The sequence below is a fragment of the Caballeronia zhejiangensis genome (assembly GCF_000698575.1).
GTDB lineage: Bacteria > Pseudomonadota > Gammaproteobacteria > Burkholderiales > Burkholderiaceae > Caballeronia > Caballeronia zhejiangensis.
On the sequence record NZ_JFHD01000003.1, the window covers coordinates 169,831 to 186,798 of the forward strand.

Genomic DNA, 16,968 nt, shown 5'->3' on the forward strand with positions numbered 1-16,968 from the left:
CGGTGCGTGATGAAATCGGCAGCTATCGGCGTGCCCGATTCATGTCGACAGAGTCGGCTCGCGGATGAGCATCGAGATTCGGTGCGATTGGTACGGCTATCTAATCGATGCGTGGCGCGCGACGTGTAATCGCGTAATCGCGGAGAACTTGCACTTGGCTGCAGATGTTGCAACAGCGGCTAGGTTCACGAGCCGGAAGGGTCGCCATTCGGTCAGTTGACGCGCACGCATAGTCTGCATCGGTGATGCCTCGTCATGAGCACCTGTCCAGGACGACGAAGCGCACCGATCTGGTGACGGGCCGCGGATCAGACACAGAGACGAGCCGTTTCGCGAAACGCTCACATCGCGTAGCACACGGAGATGCTTCCCCTGGCGTGGACACCAATGCAGAGCCACCGGCCACCCGTTGCCCGTGGTCGCGATGATTCAACGCGAAAAGAAGATCGGTGCAAGAGAGCAGGCATTTAACGGAACGTCGAATGCTGTCCGATACCACCGCTCACTCACGATGAACGTTAGCGATGAGTCAGGCATCCGTTTCATCGCGGCCGGCGAATTAGCCGACACGCCGCACGGAGGAACACGTTCGAAAGAGACTTGTCAGGAGATGCCCCTCGACACCCGGCGGTTCGAAAGAACTCAGCGCTGTGCGCCATAGGTATCGAATCGCCCCAACCGGAGACGATTGATATGCCAGCCCTTTGCGAGATTTGTCATGCCCGTCCGGCGGTTGCGCAGGTAACCGTCGTGCAGAACGGCCGCCGCAAATCGATGTCGATTTGCGAGTACGACTATCGCCAGTTGATGCGGCATCAAACCATGCTGAATCCTTTCGATTCCTTACTGGGCGGCGGAAGTCTGTCGCGTCTGATGGGTGACACGGACGGCACTGGCGAGGAAAACGAGGACGATATCGTCGCTTCGGTGCCGCGCGAGTCCGTCGACGTGACCGATGCCTTCAGCGAGCAGACGATGGAACTTCTGCAACGCGCCGCCGAAAAGGCGCACGAATTGCAGAAGACGGAACTCGACACCGAGCAGGTGCTTTACGTGCTGGCCGACATGGACGTCGTGCAGGCGCTCTTCAAGGAGTTGAAGCTTTCTGCCGACGACATCCGCCGCTATATCGACGAGCACGCGCAAAAGGGCAAAGCCGCGCCCGATACGCCGGTCGAAAAGATGACGATTTCGCCGCGCCTGAAGAAGGCTTTTCAGTACGCGTTCCAGGCCTCGCGAGAACTCGGCCATTCCTATGTCGGTCCCGAGCATGTGCTGATAGGGCTTGCGTCCGTGACCGACAGCATCGCCGGGGGGCTCCTCAGAAAGTACGGCGTCACGCCCGAGGCGCTTCGCCAGAAAGTGGTGAAGGTCGTGGGCAAGGGTGCGGAAGACGGCCGCGTCGATACGCCGACCGGCACGCCGACGCTCGACAAGTTCGGCCGCGATCTCACCGCGATGGCGCGCGCAGGCAAGCTCGACCCGGTGCTCGGACGCGCACAGGAAATCGAAAGTACCATCGAGGTGCTCGCGAGGCGCAAGAAGAATAATCCTGTGTTGATCGGCGAGCCGGGTGTGGGCAAGACTGCGATCGTCGAAGGGCTGGCACAGCGCATCGTGAACGACGACGTGCCCGAAGACTTGCGCAACAAGCGGCTCATCGAGATCAACATCAATTCGATGGTCGCGGGCGCGAAGTATCGCGGCGAATTCGAAGAGCGCGCAAAGCAGGTGATCGACGAGATCACTTCGAAGCAGGATGAACTCATCGTGTTCATCGACGAGTTGCACACGATAGTCGGCGCGGGTCAGGGCGGCGGCGAGGGCGGACTCGACATCGCGAACGTGCTGAAGCCGGCGCTCGCGCGCGGCGAGCTGAGTTTGATCGGCGCGACGACACTCAACGAATACCAGAAGCACATCGAGAAGGATGCGGCGCTCGAGCGGCGCTTTCAGCCGGTGCTCGTGCCGGAGCCGACGGTCGAGCAAACCATCGTCATTTTGCGCGGCTTGCGCGACAAACTCGAAGCGCACCATCAGGTCACTTTCGCCGATGAAGCGTTCGTCGCGGCAGCGGAGTTGTCGGACCGCTACATCACGTCACGTTATTTGCCCGACAAGGCTATCGATCTCATCGATCAGGCTGCGGCGCGCGTGCGAATCGGCTCGAAGTCGCGCCCGCCCGAAATGCAGGAGCTGGAAGCGGAAATCGCCCAGTCGAAGCGCGAGCAGGCCTATGCCTCGTCGCGCAAGCGTTTCGATGAAGCGAAGAACTTCGAGGAACGCATCAACGAGAAGCAGACGAAGCTCGACGACCTGACCGAGGCATGGCAGCGCAAGACCGGATCGGAGACGCTCGAAGTGACGGTTGCAGCGGTCGCGGAAGTGGTCTCGCGTCTCACCGGCATTCCCGTCACCGAACTCACGCAGGAAGAACGCGAAAGACTGCTCGAGATGGAGAGCAAGCTGCGCGAACGCGTGATCGGTCAGGACGAAGCCGTGGTCGCGGTGAGCGATGCGGTGCGGCTGTCACGCGCGGGCATGGGGCAAGCGCACCGGCCCATCGCGACGTTCCTGTTCCTCGGACCGACGGGCGTCGGCAAGACCGAGCTTGCGAAGGCGCTAGCGGAGACCGTGTTCGGTGACGAGCAGGCGGTGATCCGCATCGACATGTCCGAGTACATGGAGCGCCACGCAGTCGCGCGGCTGATCGGCGCGCCGCCGGGATACGTCGGCTATGACGAAGGGGGACAGCTGACCGAACGCGTGCGCCGCCGTCCCTACTGCGTGATCTTGCTCGACGAAATCGAGAAGGCGCATCCCGATGTGAACAATGTGCTGCTGCAAGTATTCGACGATGGCCGCCTCACCGATGGCAAGGGCCGCGTCGTCGACTTCAGCAACACCGTCATCATCTCGACCAGCAATCTTGGCGCGTCCATCATCATGGACAACCTCGAGAGAACCGAGAAGGACCGCGACACCGAGGCAGCCATGCGCGAGAAGCTCATGGCCGTGCTGAAAGGCCACTTTCGCCCCGAGTTCCTGAATCGCATCGACGAAATCATCGTGTTCCACGGGCTTTCGCGCGAGAACATCCGCTCGATCGTGCAGATACAGCTGGACCGCGTCGCGCGCACGGCGGCGGCTCAGGACATCACGCTCAGGGTGCAGGACCCGGTCATCGATCATCTTGCCGATGTGGGTTATCGGCCCGAATTCGGCGCACGCGAACTGAAACGCCAGATCCGCCAGCAACTGGAGACCCGGCTCGCGAAGGAGATTCTCGGCGGCAAACTCGCTCCGGGCGACACGGTAGACGTGAGCTACGACAAGGACAAGGACGCGATCACGTTCGCCAAGGTCGAGGGCGAAGCGAAGCCGAAACAAAACAAGTCCGGTCCAGCGAGCAAGAAGAAGAACGGGGCAAAGTCGGCGGAACGCAGCAAGGAGTCGGCCAAGAGCGAACATTGAACGCGGCCGTTGCCAATGCCGTCCGAAGCGCGCACGGTCGGGTTCGACCGGGCGCCCCGCGGCACGTACGGATAGACGATTCGCTAGCTGTCGCAATTCCAAGTACGACATTTCAATTGAGCCTCGGCATCAATTCCTGCGCTAATTTGCATTATGTCAATCACGATTAACTAATCGCTACACGCATCCTCCGACAACGATGGCAAACTGCGCAAGTTCCGCGCGTTGCCGCATTCAAAGCGGTACGCCGCTTGCGCTCAAAGCACGACCTGCCTTTTCGGCCCGAGTCCCCAAGCCGACCCACGTCCCGATGAACACACGCCTGCTCAGTCTCACCCGCATTCCGTTCTTCCTGCCGCTCTCCAGCGCGACCCTGATGCTCGGCGTCGCGATGTCGTTCACCGCGCCGTATCTGTCGCTGTTCAGCGTCGAACAGGCGGATATGAGCCCCTTGAAGCTCGGCGTCTTCATGACGGTCATCGCCGCGAGCGGCGTCGTGGCCAGCGCGTTTGCCGGAAAATGGTCCGACAGGCACGGCCATCATCGGGAATTGCTGCTCGCGGCGCTCATTGCTTCATCGCTCGGTTTTCTGTTGATGTGCGTCGTGCGCAATTACACCGCGCTGGTCGTGATCGGCATGCTGTTTCTCGGCGCAGGCGGCTCCGCGATGTCGCTCGTGTTCTCGTTCGCGCGCGCCGCGTTGCCCGTCGACGACGAAGCCGAGCGGTCCCTCGCGCTCGCCACCTTGCGAACCGTTCTTTCGATGGCGTGGGTCTTCGGGCCCTCCGTCGGCGCGCTGGTGCTAGCCGGCGCCGGCTTCTACGGCCTGTTTCTGTTCGCGGCGGCCTGTTTCGTCGCGTGCGGCGCGATCGTCTGGCGCATGCACGGCTCGCCCAGGGGCGACCCGCACAGCGCACCGGCGCACTACGCCGGCGACCCGACATCGCTGCTCGAAGTCACCGCGCCCGACACCGAGGAGCTCGTCCCGCCGCACCCCGGCGCGTCGCACTCTCGCGCCGAGATCTGGCGCGCGACCGTCGCCATGACGCTCATCGGGCTCGCCGCGAGCGCTACGATGATCGTCCTACCGCTCTACGTCGTGCACGGCATGCACGGCACGCGCATCGACGTATCGATCATGCTGGGCCTCGGCGCATTCCTCGAAATTCCGATGATGCTCGCGCTCGGCGCGCGTGCTTCGCGTCTCGACAAGCAGCGATGGCTCGCGTCGTGCGCCGTCGTGCATCTGATTTATTTCATTGCGGTGGCGGCGTCGCCCAACGTCCACTTCCTCATTCCGATGCAAGCCTTCAACGCCTTCGTCGTCTCGGTGACGTCGTGCCTCGGCATGACGTACATGCAGGATCTGATGCCGCAAAGCCCCGGATCGGCGACGGCGCTTTTCTTCAACGCGTCGCGCGTCGGATCGATCCTGTCGGGCGTTCTGTCCGGCGCGCTCGTGGCCGCGCTCGGCTATCGCGGCACGTTTCTCGTGTGCGGATGCATCGCGTTGAGCGCGGCGGTGCTGTTCGCCAATCCGCCGTTCGCGCTCATCGCGCGGCGCATTCTCGACTGGTGGAAGGCGCGGCGGCAGACATCGGCCTGACCTCTTCGCTGTCGGGGAATGGCAATATAGGCGCACCTTTCGTCGATTCCCACGCGACCATGTCTCAGCGCCTCCCGCCGCTCAACGCCCTGCGTCTCTTCGAAGCCGCCGCGCGCCATCGCAGTTTCAAGCTCGCGGCCGCCGAACTCAACGTGACGCCGGGTGCCGTGAGCCACGGCATCGGCGCGCTTGAAGCGATGCTCGGCGTCGAGCTTTTCGTGCGCGAGCCGCGCGGGCTGTCGCTCTCCGCCGCCGGCGAACACTATCTGCCGTACATCGCCGAAGCGTTTTCGCTTATCGTCGTCGGCACGCAGTCGCTGCCCGACAGGCGCAAGCGCCGCGCGATCTCGGTTACGTGCGCGCCGACGCTCGCGGCCCGCTGGCTCGTGCCGCGCCTCGCCGATTTCCGCGCGCGCTGGCCCAACATCGACGTCACCGTGGACACTTCGCGCCGCCAGGCGGGCTTTCCCGTCGACGGCTTCGACTTCGGCCTGCGCCTCTCGCGCGGCCCGGTCGATGGCGCATCGTCGTGGCAACGTCTCTTCGGCGAGCGGCTCGTGCCGGTGTGCAGCCCCGCCTATCGCGCGATGCTGACCGGCGCCGGCGGCGTTCCGGATCTCACCCGCGCCGCACTCATTCACATCGATACGGCCAGTCAGGACTGGCAAGCGTGGATGGACGGCGCGGGCATCGACGGTCTCGATCTGCACGGCGGCCTTCGCTTCGATACCGTTCAGCTCGGCTTCGATGCCGCCGCGGCCGGGCTTGGCGTCGTCATCGGCAGGCGTCCGCTCGTCGATCGCGAGCTGGCGGCGGGCACGCTGGTCGAAGCGTCAGCGACGAGCGTCGAGACGCAAACCGCCTACTGGCTCTGCGAGACGCCGCAAGCGAGCGCGCGCGCGGATTTCGTCGCGTTTCGCAACTGGCTGATCGAACAAGCGGCCCGTTTCGTCGATAACGGTTGAACTGCGCTCATCCGACGGCGAAATCTTTTCGTTTGTCAGCACGGACGTTCGCCTGCGACGATGGCCGCAAGGAGGAACGAGCCATGTCGTCTTTATCGACCACACGATCGGCCACGCACCGCGCGACGACGTGGGTGCTCATCGGCGCGGCCGCGCTGATCCTGAGCGCCGCGATGGGCGTGCGCCAGACGTTCGGGCTTTTCATCGGGCCGTTTTCGTTCGATCGCGGCATGCCCGTCACGCTGATCGCCTTCGCGATCGCGCTGCACAACCTCGTGTGGGGCTTCGCGCAGCCGTTCGCGGGCGCGGCCGCCGATCGATACGGCGCAGCGCCGGTCGTCGCGACGGGCGCGGCCACGTTCGCCGCCGGGCTCGCGCTCGCCGCCGCCGCGACTTCCGGCTGGATGCTCGTGCTCGGTCTCGGCTTGCTCGTGGGCATCGGCATCAGTTGCACGAGTTTCGGCGTCGTGCTCGCGACGGTCGGACGCGTGGCGTCGCCGCAAACACGCAGCGTCGCGATGGGCCTGGCCAGCGCGGGCGGCTCGCTCGGCCAGGTGCTGATGGTGCCGTTCGCGCAGGAAGTGCGCGTGCATGCGGGCGTGCCGGCGTCGCTCTATGCCCTCACCTTCGTGCTGCTGCTCGCCGCGCCGCTCGGCATCGCGCTCGATCGCGCGAGCCGCCGGAGCAAGGCATCTTCGGCATCGCACGAAACGCACGCGCAAGCCGCCGCGATGCCGTTGCGCGAAACGCTCGCGTATGCGTCGCGGCATCGCGGTTATCGGCTGCTGACGCTCGGCTTTTTCACTTGCGGCTTTCAGCTTGCGTTCATCGCGACACATCTGCCCGGCTATCTGATGCTGTGCCACATGCCGGTCGGACTCGGCGCGACCGCGCTCGCGCTGATCGGCCTCTTCAACATGATCGGCAGTTGGGGATGCGGCTGGCTCGGCGGACGCTGGCGGCAGCATCACGTCCTCGCGTGGCTCTATCTGATTCGCGGCGGCGCGATCGCCCTCTTCGTCCTGTTGCCGACGACGAGCGTATCCGTCGTCGTCTTCGCCGCCGTGATGGGCCTGACGTGGCTGGGCACGGTGCCGCTCACCAACGGACTCATCGCGAAGGTGTTCGGCACGCGGCATCTGGGCACGCTATTCGGCGTCGTGTTTCTCAGTCATCAGCTCGGATCGTTTCTCGGCGCGTGGCTCGGCGGCTACGTGTTCGACACGACCGGCTCGTACTCGCTGATCTGGGCCGCGACGGCAATCGCCGGACTCGTCGCGGCGCTGCTGCATTTTCCGATCGATGACCGGCCGGTCGCGGAAGCATCGCTCGCGGCGAGTTGATTTCGCGTCCGAAAAAAAACGCGCCACAATCGGCGCGTTTTTTTTCGATCGATTCACACGCTCAGCCGTGCCGCGCGACGGCGGCCTGCGCGTGGGCTTCGCGCGTCGAGCCTTTCGCCGGACGTCCCGCCCAATAGCCCGCGAGCATCGACCCCGACAGGTTGTGCCACACCGAGAAAAGTGCGCCGGGCAACGCCGCGATCGGCGTGAAATACAGCTTGCCGAGCGTCGCCGCGAGCCCCGAGTTCTGCATGCCGACTTCGATTGCCAGCGTGCGGCAGACGGCTTCGTCGAAGCCGAGCAGACGCCCGCCCCAATAGCCGCCCAATAGACCGATGCCGTTGTGCAGCACCACGCCCACCGCGACGACCATGCCCACCGACGCGATGCTCTTCTGCGTGCCGCCGACCACCGCGGCGATGATGAGCAGGATCGCCACCATCGACACGAGCGGCAGCATCCACTCGATCTTGCGCACGAGCTTGCCGAACAGATGGTTCACGACGAGGCCGATGACGATAGGCAGCGCGACGATCTGCACGATGCTCATCAGCATGCCGTGCACGTCGACGGCGATGGAGGCATCGACATAAAGGCGCGTGAGCAGCGGCGTCGCGAACACGCCGACGAGCGTCGAGAGCGCGCTGATCGTGACGGACAGCGCCACGTCGCCACGCGCGAGATAGATCATCACGTTCGACGCCGTGCCGCTCGCGACGCTGCCGACGAGCACCATGCCCGCCATCAGATCGGGCGGCATGTGCAGCGCTTTCGCGATGACCCACGCGGCGAGCGGCATCACGAGGTAATGCAGCACGATGCCCGCGATGACCGGCGCGGGCCGCGTGAACACGCGCCTGAAATCGTCGATGGAAAGCGTGACGCCCATCGACAGCATGATGATCGTGAGAAGCGTCGTGACGTGCGGCGCGATGCCCGTCACGGATGAAGGCGCACTATAGGCGGCGATGGAAACCAGCACGGCCCAGAGCGGGAAAAGGCGGGTGATGCGGGCAAGCATGAAAACGATCCTCGAATGTCGTTGCGTGTCGTGTGTGGTTCAGCGAAAGCGGCGGTGCGCGGGTTGACCGGACAGGCGCAGACGGACGAAAGCTTGCCCTCGTGGGGCGGACGCTGCCCGCGATGCCGGCGCGCGCGGGTCACGCGCGGTCTCTCTAGCCGATCGTCGGGCAGGCGCCGCATTTTACCCGTCGCGCGACGGGTTTTCGGAATTCGCTTAATTCCCGCGACGCGCGCATACGCTCGCCAACTCATTCGCGGCTCATTCTCCGGCGTCATCATGCGCATCAAACAACCACTTGCAAGGAGATGATCATGACGCCAATCGCCATCGTTCAAGGCACGCCGACGTGGGTCTGGGTGCTGCTCGCATTTCTTTTGTATCGCGGCATCAAGGCGATGCAGGCCAGCACCACCCCGCTGTCGAAGCTCGCAATCGTTCCGATTATTTTCGCGGGCATGGGCATCGCGCATCTCGTCGCGTCGCCGCTCGCCGGATGGATGGCCGTCGCCGTGTGGATCGCCACGCTGGGCGCGGGCATCGTCGGCGGCGTGTTCCTTGCGAGCCAGAGCCGCTTCATCGTCGATCCGATCGCGCGAACCGTGATGCTGCCCGGCTCCATGTTGCCGATGCTGCTGATCCTCGCGACGTTCATCGCGAAGTTCTGGCTCGGCTTCGAAATGGCGACCGTCGCCTATCTGCCCGCGCTCACGACCTATGCGGCAATCGACGCTGCCGTGTCGGGCATCGTCGCGGGCATCTTCGCGGGACGCTTCTTCACGTACTGGAAAACGATGCACGCGCTGCGCGCTTCGTGGGCTTGATCCTGATTGCTGCGGTCGCGCGTCGGGCCATCGGAACGCGCGATCGGGCAAATGGCGTCACACTTGTTACTCTCCGTTTTCCGCTATCGGAGTCAGACTGAATCACGGCAAACAACGAGCAAGAGTCCAACTCAGGAGGTTGCAAGGCCATGACTACATCCGACGAAACAGGGATGCGCACGCCGCCCGTCGTGTCGCAGGAGCAATGGGAAGCAGCGCGTCAGCAGTTGCTGGTGAAGGAGAAAGCCCAGACGCGCGCGCGCGACGCGCTCGCCGCTGAACGCCGCCGCATGCCCTGGACCGCCGTGAAGACGGACTACATGTTCGAAGGCCCCGCGGGCAAGATCGGCTTTCTCGATCTTTTCGATGGCCGGCGTCAGTTGATCGTCTATCGCGCGTTCTATGAGCCGGGCGTCTTCGGATGGCCGGAGCACGCGTGCCGCGGCTGCTCGCTGGTCGCGGATCAGGTCGCGCATCTTGCACATCTGAATGCGCGCGACACGACGCTCGTCTTCGTATCGCGCGCGCCGCAGCAGGACATCGTGCGGCTGAAGGAACGCATGGGCTGGACCATTCCCTGGTTCACGCTGACGGATCGCTTCGATGCCGACTTCGGCGTCGACGAGTGGCACGGCACGAACGTGTTCTTCCGCGAAGGAGACCGTGCATTTCGCACGTACTTTCTCAACAATCGCGGCGACGAGCAGATGGGCAATACCTGGAACTATCTCGACATCACGCCGCTCGGCCGACAGGAACTCTGGGAAGACTCGCCTGAAGGCTATCCGCAGACACCGACCTATAAGTGGTGGAACTGGCACGACAGTTATGTCGACGATGCGCCGCCCGATAAAAAATGGGTCGAAATCTCCGATGCCGGCGAAGCGGCATTCCGTGCTGAAAGCGCAAGGAACAAGGTCTAAAAACGAGCAATGTTGAATGCGGAACCGGTCATCATTTCTTGCCGGTTCCGTTCCGCATTTTTGTGGAACGATTTAGCTAAAGTTTTCAGCAAACGTTTCCGTAAACACAATCATCAACAGCGACGCCTCCGTCGCGCACGGCTCTCCCGCACCAGCCGGCACTATTCGCCGCTTTCGCCTGGACGCCCTCTCGTCCATCTCCTCCACGGATAATCTGCAATGAAGAAGTCGTTGGCCGCATGCGCGGCCGCTATCGGCACGCTCGCCGCGCTTGCCGCTCCGCTCTCGCACGCCCGCGAAATCTACGGTCAGATCGGCACCGAAGGCGTGGGCATCGGCTACTCGGAACCGCTCGGCACGCGCGACAACGTGCGCGCCGAATTCAACGGCCTGAAGTTCTCGCATAACTTCGACGCTGGCGGTCTCCACTACGACGGCACCGCGAGCATCTATCACGGCGGCTTCTATTTCGACTTTTTTCCGGCGCCGGGAACGGTCGGTTTTCGCATCACGGCTGGCGCGCTCATCGGCGGCGATCATGTCGATGGCACCGCGACCAGCATGAACGGCACCTACACCATCGACGGCATCGCTTATCCGACTTTCGGGGAAAGCATTCACGCCAAGGCTAAGTTCCCGGCCGTGCGTCCGTATATCGGCATCGGCTTCGGGCATACGCCTGTTGCCGAGAAAGGCTTCTCCGCGTTCTTCGATGCAGGCGTCGCGTATGGCCGCCCGCGCGTCACGCTCGACGTTCCGGCGGATATCGTCGCGGCGGCGGGACAAGAAAACATCGACGCCGAACAGCAGGATCTGCAGAACAAGGCGGACAAGTTGCGCTTCTATCCGATCGTAAAGGTCGGCGTCACTTATCGCTTCTGATCGCGCTTCTGATAGCGCTTCTGATCGCGTTACTGGATTGCGCCCGCGAACGCCAGCCATTCGCCGACGATCGCTTCGGGCGCATCTTCCTGCATCAGATGCCCTGATCCGCGCACGCGCGTAAAGCGCGCGCCCGGAATCAGCGATGCGAGTTCGACACCGCGCTCGACCGGTATCCACTCGTCCTCTTCGCCCCAAAGAATCGATACGGGGCATTTCAATTCGCCATAGCGCGATTGCACTTCATCGGTGTAGCGCTGATCCATCTGCGCGATCTGCCGATAGAACGCGGCCTGCCCGACTTTGCCGGTCCACGGCCGCGTATAGACGCGCAGCGTCTCTTGCTGCAACCGCCGATGCGCCGCACCCTGCAGATATGCATCGAGCATCGCCTGATGCATGTACGGCGGCACACCCGCAAACGCGGCTTCATGCTGTCGCACATGACGCACGAAGGGCGATCCCCACGGCGCGACGGCGACCGGATCGACGAGCATCAGCGAACGATACGCGCAGCCGTCGATCAACGCGGCTCGCAGCGATGTCGCGCCGCCGAAATCGTGTGCGAGCACATCGGGCAAGGCACCGTTCCACTCACCGCACCAGTGCGCGAGAAGCGCCGCGAGCACGCGATTCTGCACGCCGAGCGATACGTCCTGCCCCTCGCGCATCTCCGACGCACCGTAGCCCAGCAGATCGAAGTAATGCACACGCCGCAAACGCGCCGCTACCGGTGCGATGCGTCGCCACACCTGCGATGAAAACGGCGTGCCGTGCACCATCACGAGCGGCGCGCCCTCGCCGATCATGCCGTAGCGCACGGCTTGTCCTTCGTATTCGAAAACGTGATCGAGTGGCAGCGTATCGTTCGATTCGTTCATGGCTCAACGCAGATTCGTGCGCGCGAGTTCGACGATCTCATCGCCGCGCCCGCTCAGGATCGCTCGCAACATATAGAGGCTGAAGCCCTTCGCTTGCGACAGTTCGATGGTCGGCGGCATCGCGAGTTCATGCTTCGACGTGACGACATCGACGACCGCCGGTCCTTTGTGCGCGAACGCTTCGCGCAGCGCGTTTTCGAGTTGCTCCGATTCCTCGACGCGCACCGACCAGATGCCCGCGCCCTTCGCGATCTGCGAGAAATCGGTCTTGCTGAGATCGACGTTGGTGTCGAGATAGCCGCCAGCCTTCAGTTCCATCGACACGAAACCGAGCAGGCTGTTGTTGAACACGACGACCTTGATCGGGAGATCGAGTTGCACGGCCGAGAGCAGATCGCCGAGCAGCATCGACAAACCGCCGTCGCCCGATAGCGAAACGACTTGCCGTTGCGGCCGCGCGGCCTGAGCGCCGAGCGCCTGCGGCATTGCGTTTGCCATCGAGCCGTGATTGAACGAGCCGTGCAACTGGCGCTTGCCGTTCATTGTCAGATAACGCGCGGCCCACAGTGTCGGCGTGCCGACGTCGACGGTGAAGATCGCGTCGTCGGCTGCGATTTCATCGACGAGCTTCGTCAGATATTGCGGATGAATCGGACGTCCCGGCGCGGATGGCGTCGCGAGATCGTCGAGGTCCTTGCGGGCGGTCGCATAGTGCTTCAATGCGTTCTCGAGAAAACGCCGCTCGTCCTTGCGTTGGAGCTTCGGCAAGAGCGCCGCGAGCGTTTCCTTGATCGTGCCGACGAGCCCCATTTCCAGCGGCGCGCGGCGTCCGAGTTGCGAGCCGCGCCAGTCGATCTGCACGATCTTCGCTTGCGGCGGATAGAACGGGCGATACGGAAAATCGCATCCGAGCAGGAGCAGCGTGTCGCACGACATCATCGCGTGATAGCCCGAACTGAAACCGATGAGCCCTGTCATGCCGACATCGAACGGGTTGTCGTACTCGATGAACTGCTTGCCGCGCAACGCATGCACTATCGGTGCTCCGAGCGTATCGGCGAGCGCGACCACTTCGTCGTGCGAGCCGGCGACGCCGCTGCCGCACATGATCGTCACCGCTTCGCAGCCGTTCAGAAGGCTCGCGAGCTTGTCGAGATCGGCGTCTGCCGGCACGATCGCGCCCGGCGCGCTCGCGGTCCAGCGCGGCTCGACGGCCGGGCCTTCGCTCAATGCGACGTCGCCCGGCAACACGATCACCGCGACGCCGCGCTGATCGATCGCCGCACGCATCGCGCGTTCGAGCACGCGCGGAAACTGCGACGCATTCGACACCAGCTCCACGAAGTGACTGCATTCCCTGAACAATTCCTGCGGATGCGTTTCCTGAAAGTAGCCGAGGCCGATTTCCGTCGATGGAATGTGCGCCGCGATGGCGAGCACCGGTTGATGATTGCGATGACAGTCGTAAAGACCATTGATGAGATGCAGATTGCCTGGGCCGCAACTGCCCGCGCATACCGCGAGTTTGCCTGTCGCGGCGGCATCGGCTCCGGCCGCGAAAGCGGCTGCTTCCTCGTGACGCGTATGCATCCAGCGGATCGAGCCGACACGATCGAGGCTGAACGCCAAACCGTTCAGGCTGTCGCCCGTCACGCCCCAGATTCGCTCTACGCCCGCCGCCGCCAGTGTCTTCGCCAGATAGTCCGCTATCGTGCCCTTGGCCATGATGTGTCCCGTGATGAAGAGAGGATGTCCAGTGATCGACGGAGCCGCGCACGGAATGACGTGGCGCGCATCCGTGTTGGCTCAATGCATGCAGGATTCAAAACGCAAAAGGAGTGTACGCCGGAGCGCGGCGGTTTGTCCTGAACCGTGTCGAGACCGCGTGGTGCGGGCGTTCAGGATAGGCGATCGCGGTATTTTGAATGCATCATTCCGGAAGGAATCCGGTATGCGTAATGCAAACGACAACGGCGGCGGATCGATGACCCGCCGCCGTTGCGCATGACTGAAGCGAGACCCTGCGCTCAGGCGCCCTTGCGCATGTTCTCCGGCAGATCCCGTCCGTGATACTTCTTGTAGATCGTGTTGAGGTTGCCGCTCTTCATGTTCGCGCCGACCCAGTTGTTCACCCATTCCTTCAGGCGCGGCTGGTCCTTGTTCATCGCGATGCCGAGATCGAACGTCTTCTGCTCGAACTTCATCTCGATGTTGCGTTGCGGAGCGCGATCCTGCATCTCCTTCAGGTTCGAAGGCGTGCTCGAGAAGATGTCGACCTGTCCCGTGACCATCGACGTGATGAGCGTCGCATCGTCTTCATAGCGTTGAATCTGTGCGCCCTTCGCCTGCTGTGTCGTCAGCGTGTCGTTCACCGTTGCACGCGTGAGGCCGATGGTCTTGCCGTCGAGATCCGCATAGCTCTTCACGTTCGCCGTCTTCACGCCGCCAACGATGATCGAGATGACCGCATACGGGTTCGAGAAATCGACGACTTTGGCGCGCTCCGGCGTGACCGACAGCGAGGAAATCACGAGGTCCGCGCGCTTCGCCTGCAGCGTCGGAATGCGCGCGGCGTTGGTGATCTGCACGAGTTCTAGCTTCACGCCGAGATCCTTCGCAAGCGCGGCGGCAGTATCGACGTCCGATCCCGCGGGCTTCAGGTTCTGGTCGGCATAGCTGAAGAGCGGCGTGCCGATGGCGATCGCGACGCGCACGACGCCTGCCTTCTTGATGTCGTCGAGTTCATCGGCCATCACGCTGTGAACCGCGCCTGCCATCATCAACGTTGCGAGCGTTGCGCGTGCAATGATTGATTTCGCTTTCAAGTTACGTCTCCGTCGTTATTAATGTTGCTGAATTGATGCTGCGATTATCAAAGTCCGTTATCGAGGAATGCGCGCAATTCGGGTGTGCGCGGCGCATCGAGCATGCTGCCGTCGCCCACTTCCCAAACCTTTCCCTGATGCATGTAGATGATGCGATCCGCCACGCGCTTCGCGAAGGCCATCTCGTGCGTGACGAGCAGCATCGTCATGCCGTCGGCAGCGAGGTCTTCCATCACGCGCAGCACTTCGCCCGTCAATTGCGGATCGAGCGCCGAGGTCACTTCGTCGAACAGCATCACCTTTGGCGACATCGCGAGCGAGCGCGCGATCGCCACGCGCTGCTGCTGTCCGCCCGACAATTGCTCGGGATACGCATCGGCCTTCTGTCCGAGACCGACTTGCTCCAGCACGTTCATCGCAATGCGCCGCGCTTCGTCGCGCGACATCTTCTTGACGTGACGCAGCGCGAGCATGATGTTCTCTTCGACCGTCAGATGCGGAAAGAGGTTATAGCTTTGAAACACGATGCCCACTTCGCGGCGCAACAGATGCAGATCGACCTTCGGATCATCGACGCGAATGCCGCACACTTCGATTTGCCCTTGGTCGATCGTCTCCAGCCTGTCGATGCAACGCAACGCCGTGCTCTTGCCCGAACCGCTCGCGCCGATCACGGCGATCATCTCGCCCTTGTTGACTTCGAAGGAAACGCCCTTGAGAACATGATTGGAGCCGAAGCTCTTGTGAATATCGCCGACCTTAACGATTGCTGACATTGAGCTTGTTCTCCATCGATTGGCTCCAGCGCGAAAGCGGATAGCACAGGACGAAATAGAAAGCGCCGACCAGACCGAAGATGAGGAACGGCTGGAAGATCGAGTTATTGATGATCTGCCCCGCGCGCGTCAACTCGATGAAGCCGATCACCGAAGCAAGCGACGTCATCTTGATGAGCTGCACGAGAAACCCGACGGTCGGCGGCAGCGCGAGACGCATCGCCTGCGGGATGATGACGAGGCGCAGCGTCTGCCAGCGCGTGAGCGACAGGCATTCCGACGCTTCCCACTGCGGCTTGGGCATCGCTTCGATACAGCCGCGCCAGATATCGCCGAGATATGCGCTCGAATAGATCATCAGCGCGAGCCCGGCCGCGACGAGCGCGGGCACCTGATAGCCGTACACCGACAGGCCGAAGTACACGATGAACAGCAGGATCAGCAGCGGTATGCCCTGAATCGCCTCGATATACACGAGCGCCACGCGCGCAAGCCATGCGCGCGGCGAGATGCGCGCGAGCATCACGGCAAAGCCGCCGATACCGCCGAGCACGAACGCAAGCGCGGAAAGCACGAGCGTCCAGCCGATCGATTGCACTAGATAGACAAGGTGCGATGACGTGAATCCGCCGCTCATGCCGCACCTCCGGGAATGACCGTATCGATGCGCTGCGGATCGGGCGGCGTCTTGCCGGCGCGTTTAGCAGCAAGCCGGATCGCGCGGCGGCGCTTGAAGAGATGCTCTCCCACCGCCCACGCGATGAGCTTGATGACGAGCGACAACGCCAGATACAGCGCCGCGACCACGATGTACGTTTCGAGCGAGCGGAACGTATCGGACTGCACAGTGTTCGCGACCGCCGTGAGCTCTTCGGCCGAAATCTGCGAGGCGATCGCGGAGGCCTGCATCATCAGCAGGAACTGGCTCGTCAGCGCGGGATAGACCTTTTCGATCGACGGCTGCAACATCACATGCCAGCCGATGCGCCACTTCGGAAGCCCGAGGCATTCGGCCGCTTCGATTTGTCCGCGTGGCACCGATTCGAGTCCCGCGCGGATGATCTCGGCCGCATATGCGCCGATGTTGATCGTCATCGCGAGCGCGGCGGCCGCGAACGTCGGCATGCGCAAGCCGATGCTCGCAAGACCGAAGTACAGCAGAAAGATCTGCACGAGGAACGGCGTATTGCGCACCGCCTCGATATAGACGATGCACAGGCGCGTGAGGACCGGCAGTTTCGCGCGCTTCGCGAACGCCACCAGCATGCCGAGAATCAGCCCGAAGAACACAGCCACGCAAGTCATCTTGAGCGTGAGCCATGCGCCCAGCATGAACGTCGGCCAGTACGGCAGCAGCGGTGAAAAATCGAGAGAGAACATGGCGGCAAGAGTTCCTGTCAGGTGTGTGGGCGCTAACACGCTGTGCGCCCGCTCTGGATGTATGACGA

At 62.9% G+C, this 16,968-nt stretch carries 14 protein-coding genes; 7 read left to right on the top strand and 7 right to left on the bottom strand.

Annotated elements, in window-relative coordinates:
• The first annotated feature begins 693 nt into the window (after positions 1 to 693).
• The 4 genes from BG60_RS06725 (at position 694) to BG60_RS06740 (ending at position 7,388) form a co-directional block, all read left to right on the top strand.
• Positions 694 to 3,474, top strand: a complete 2,781-nt coding sequence (locus BG60_RS06725; protein ID WP_034470948.1) for an ATP-dependent Clp protease ATP-binding subunit — start codon at positions 694 to 696, stop codon at positions 3,472 to 3,474.
• 310 nt (positions 3,475 to 3,784) lie between these two features.
• A complete protein-coding gene (locus tag BG60_RS06730) occupies positions 3,785 to 5,080 on the top strand; it encodes a sugar efflux transporter (protein WP_008348039.1) in 1,296 nt (431 codons plus the stop codon).
• 59 nt (positions 5,081 to 5,139) lie between these two features.
• Positions 5,140 to 6,045 (top strand): LysR substrate-binding domain-containing protein, encoded by a 906-nt coding sequence (locus BG60_RS06735; RefSeq protein ID WP_033536266.1) that lies wholly within the window; start codon positions 5,140 to 5,142, stop codon positions 6,043 to 6,045.
• Between the two features lie 83 nt (positions 6,046 to 6,128).
• Positions 6,129 to 7,388, top strand: a complete 1,260-nt coding sequence (locus BG60_RS06740; protein WP_008348036.1) for an MFS transporter — start codon at positions 6,129 to 6,131, stop codon at positions 7,386 to 7,388.
• A gap of 61 nt (positions 7,389 to 7,449) precedes the next feature.
• On the opposite strand, the gene panS is transcribed toward BG60_RS06740, so the two are convergent.
• Positions 7,450 to 8,409: a ketopantoate/pantoate/pantothenate transporter PanS gene (gene panS, locus BG60_RS06745; protein WP_008348034.1), complete on the bottom strand. Its 960-nt coding sequence runs from the start codon at positions 8,407 to 8,409 to the stop codon at positions 7,450 to 7,452.
• 314 nt (positions 8,410 to 8,723) lie between these two features.
• On the opposite strand from panS, the gene BG60_RS06750 reads away from it, so the two are divergent.
• The 3 genes from BG60_RS06750 (at position 8,724) to BG60_RS06760 (ending at position 11,038) form a co-directional block, all read left to right on the top strand.
• Positions 8,724 to 9,233 carry a DUF6622 family protein gene (locus BG60_RS06750; protein WP_008348033.1) on the top strand — a complete coding sequence of 170 codons (510 nt, stop codon included), beginning with the start codon at positions 8,724 to 8,726 and terminating at the stop codon, positions 9,231 to 9,233.
• A 149-nt stretch (positions 9,234 to 9,382) separates the two neighbouring features.
• Entirely contained in the window at positions 9,383 to 10,156 is a 774-nt protein-coding gene (locus BG60_RS06755) for a DUF899 domain-containing protein (protein WP_033536203.1), read from the top strand.
• A 219-nt stretch (positions 10,157 to 10,375) separates the two neighbouring features.
• Complete coding sequence (locus BG60_RS06760) at positions 10,376 to 11,038, top strand: hypothetical protein (protein ID WP_008348031.1); 663 nt, start codon at positions 10,376 to 10,378, stop codon at positions 11,036 to 11,038.
• Positions 11,039 to 11,067: 29 nt separating this feature from the next.
• Here the strand turns inward: BG60_RS06760 and BG60_RS06765 are convergent, their stop codons facing one another.
• The 6 genes from BG60_RS06765 to BG60_RS06790 form a co-directional block, all read right to left on the bottom strand.
• Entirely contained in the window at positions 11,068 to 11,919 is an 852-nt protein-coding gene (locus BG60_RS06765; protein ID WP_008348030.1) for an alpha/beta fold hydrolase, read from the bottom strand.
• 3 nt (positions 11,920 to 11,922) lie between these two features.
• Entirely contained in the window at positions 11,923 to 13,644 is a 1,722-nt protein-coding gene (gene poxB, locus BG60_RS06770) for a ubiquinone-dependent pyruvate dehydrogenase (RefSeq protein WP_033536202.1), read from the bottom strand.
• A 302-nt stretch (positions 13,645 to 13,946) separates the two neighbouring features.
• Positions 13,947 to 14,744 carry a transporter substrate-binding domain-containing protein gene (locus BG60_RS06775; protein WP_008348028.1) on the bottom strand — a complete coding sequence of 266 codons (798 nt, stop codon included), beginning with the start codon at positions 14,742 to 14,744 and terminating at the stop codon, positions 13,947 to 13,949.
• A gap of 47 nt (positions 14,745 to 14,791) precedes the next feature.
• Complete coding sequence (locus tag BG60_RS06780; protein ID WP_008348027.1) at positions 14,792 to 15,520, bottom strand: amino acid ABC transporter ATP-binding protein; 729 nt, start codon at positions 15,518 to 15,520, stop codon at positions 14,792 to 14,794.
• A complete protein-coding gene (locus BG60_RS06785; protein ID WP_008348026.1) occupies positions 15,504 to 16,157 on the bottom strand; it encodes an amino acid ABC transporter permease in 654 nt (217 codons plus the stop codon). The genes BG60_RS06780 and BG60_RS06785 overlap by 17 nt, the downstream gene beginning before the upstream one ends.
• Positions 16,154 to 16,900 (bottom strand): amino acid ABC transporter permease, encoded by a 747-nt coding sequence (locus BG60_RS06790; protein ID WP_008348025.1) that lies wholly within the window; start codon positions 16,898 to 16,900, stop codon positions 16,154 to 16,156. The genes BG60_RS06785 and BG60_RS06790 overlap by 4 nt, the downstream gene beginning before the upstream one ends.
• Positions 16,901 to 16,968: the final 68 nt, after the last annotated feature.

What these genes read in the sequence shown, in the direction of transcription:
- BG60_RS06725 (WP_034470948.1), top strand. Translation starts at nt 694, where the DNA reads ATGCCAGCCCTTTGCGAGATTTGTCATGCCCGTCCGGCGGTTGCGCAG.
- BG60_RS06730 (WP_008348039.1), top strand. Translation starts at nt 3,785, where the DNA reads ATGAACACACGCCTGCTCAGTCTCACCCGCATTCCGTTCTTCCTGCCG.
- BG60_RS06735 (WP_033536266.1), top strand. Translation starts at nt 5,140, where the DNA reads ATGTCTCAGCGCCTCCCGCCGCTCAACGCCCTGCGTCTCTTCGAAGCC.
- BG60_RS06740 (WP_008348036.1), top strand. Translation starts at nt 6,129, where the DNA reads ATGTCGTCTTTATCGACCACACGATCGGCCACGCACCGCGCGACGACG.
- panS (WP_008348034.1), bottom strand. Translation starts at nt 8,409, where the DNA reads ATGCTTGCCCGCATCACCCGCCTTTTCCCGCTCTGGGCCGTGCTGGTT.
- BG60_RS06750 (WP_008348033.1), top strand. Translation starts at nt 8,724, where the DNA reads ATGACGCCAATCGCCATCGTTCAAGGCACGCCGACGTGGGTCTGGGTG.
- BG60_RS06755 (WP_033536203.1), top strand. Translation starts at nt 9,383, where the DNA reads ATGACTACATCCGACGAAACAGGGATGCGCACGCCGCCCGTCGTGTCG.
- BG60_RS06760 (WP_008348031.1), top strand. Translation starts at nt 10,376, where the DNA reads ATGAAGAAGTCGTTGGCCGCATGCGCGGCCGCTATCGGCACGCTCGCC.
- BG60_RS06765 (WP_008348030.1), bottom strand. Translation starts at nt 11,919, where the DNA reads ATGAACGAATCGAACGATACGCTGCCACTCGATCACGTTTTCGAATAC.
- poxB (WP_033536202.1), bottom strand. Translation starts at nt 13,644, where the DNA reads ATGGCCAAGGGCACGATAGCGGACTATCTGGCGAAGACACTGGCGGCG.
- BG60_RS06780 (WP_008348027.1), bottom strand. Translation starts at nt 15,520, where the DNA reads ATGTCAGCAATCGTTAAGGTCGGCGATATTCACAAGAGCTTCGGCTCC.
- BG60_RS06785 (WP_008348026.1), bottom strand. Translation starts at nt 16,157, where the DNA reads ATGAGCGGCGGATTCACGTCATCGCACCTTGTCTATCTAGTGCAATCG.
- BG60_RS06790 (WP_008348025.1), bottom strand. Translation starts at nt 16,900, where the DNA reads ATGTTCTCTCTCGATTTTTCACCGCTGCTGCCGTACTGGCCGACGTTC.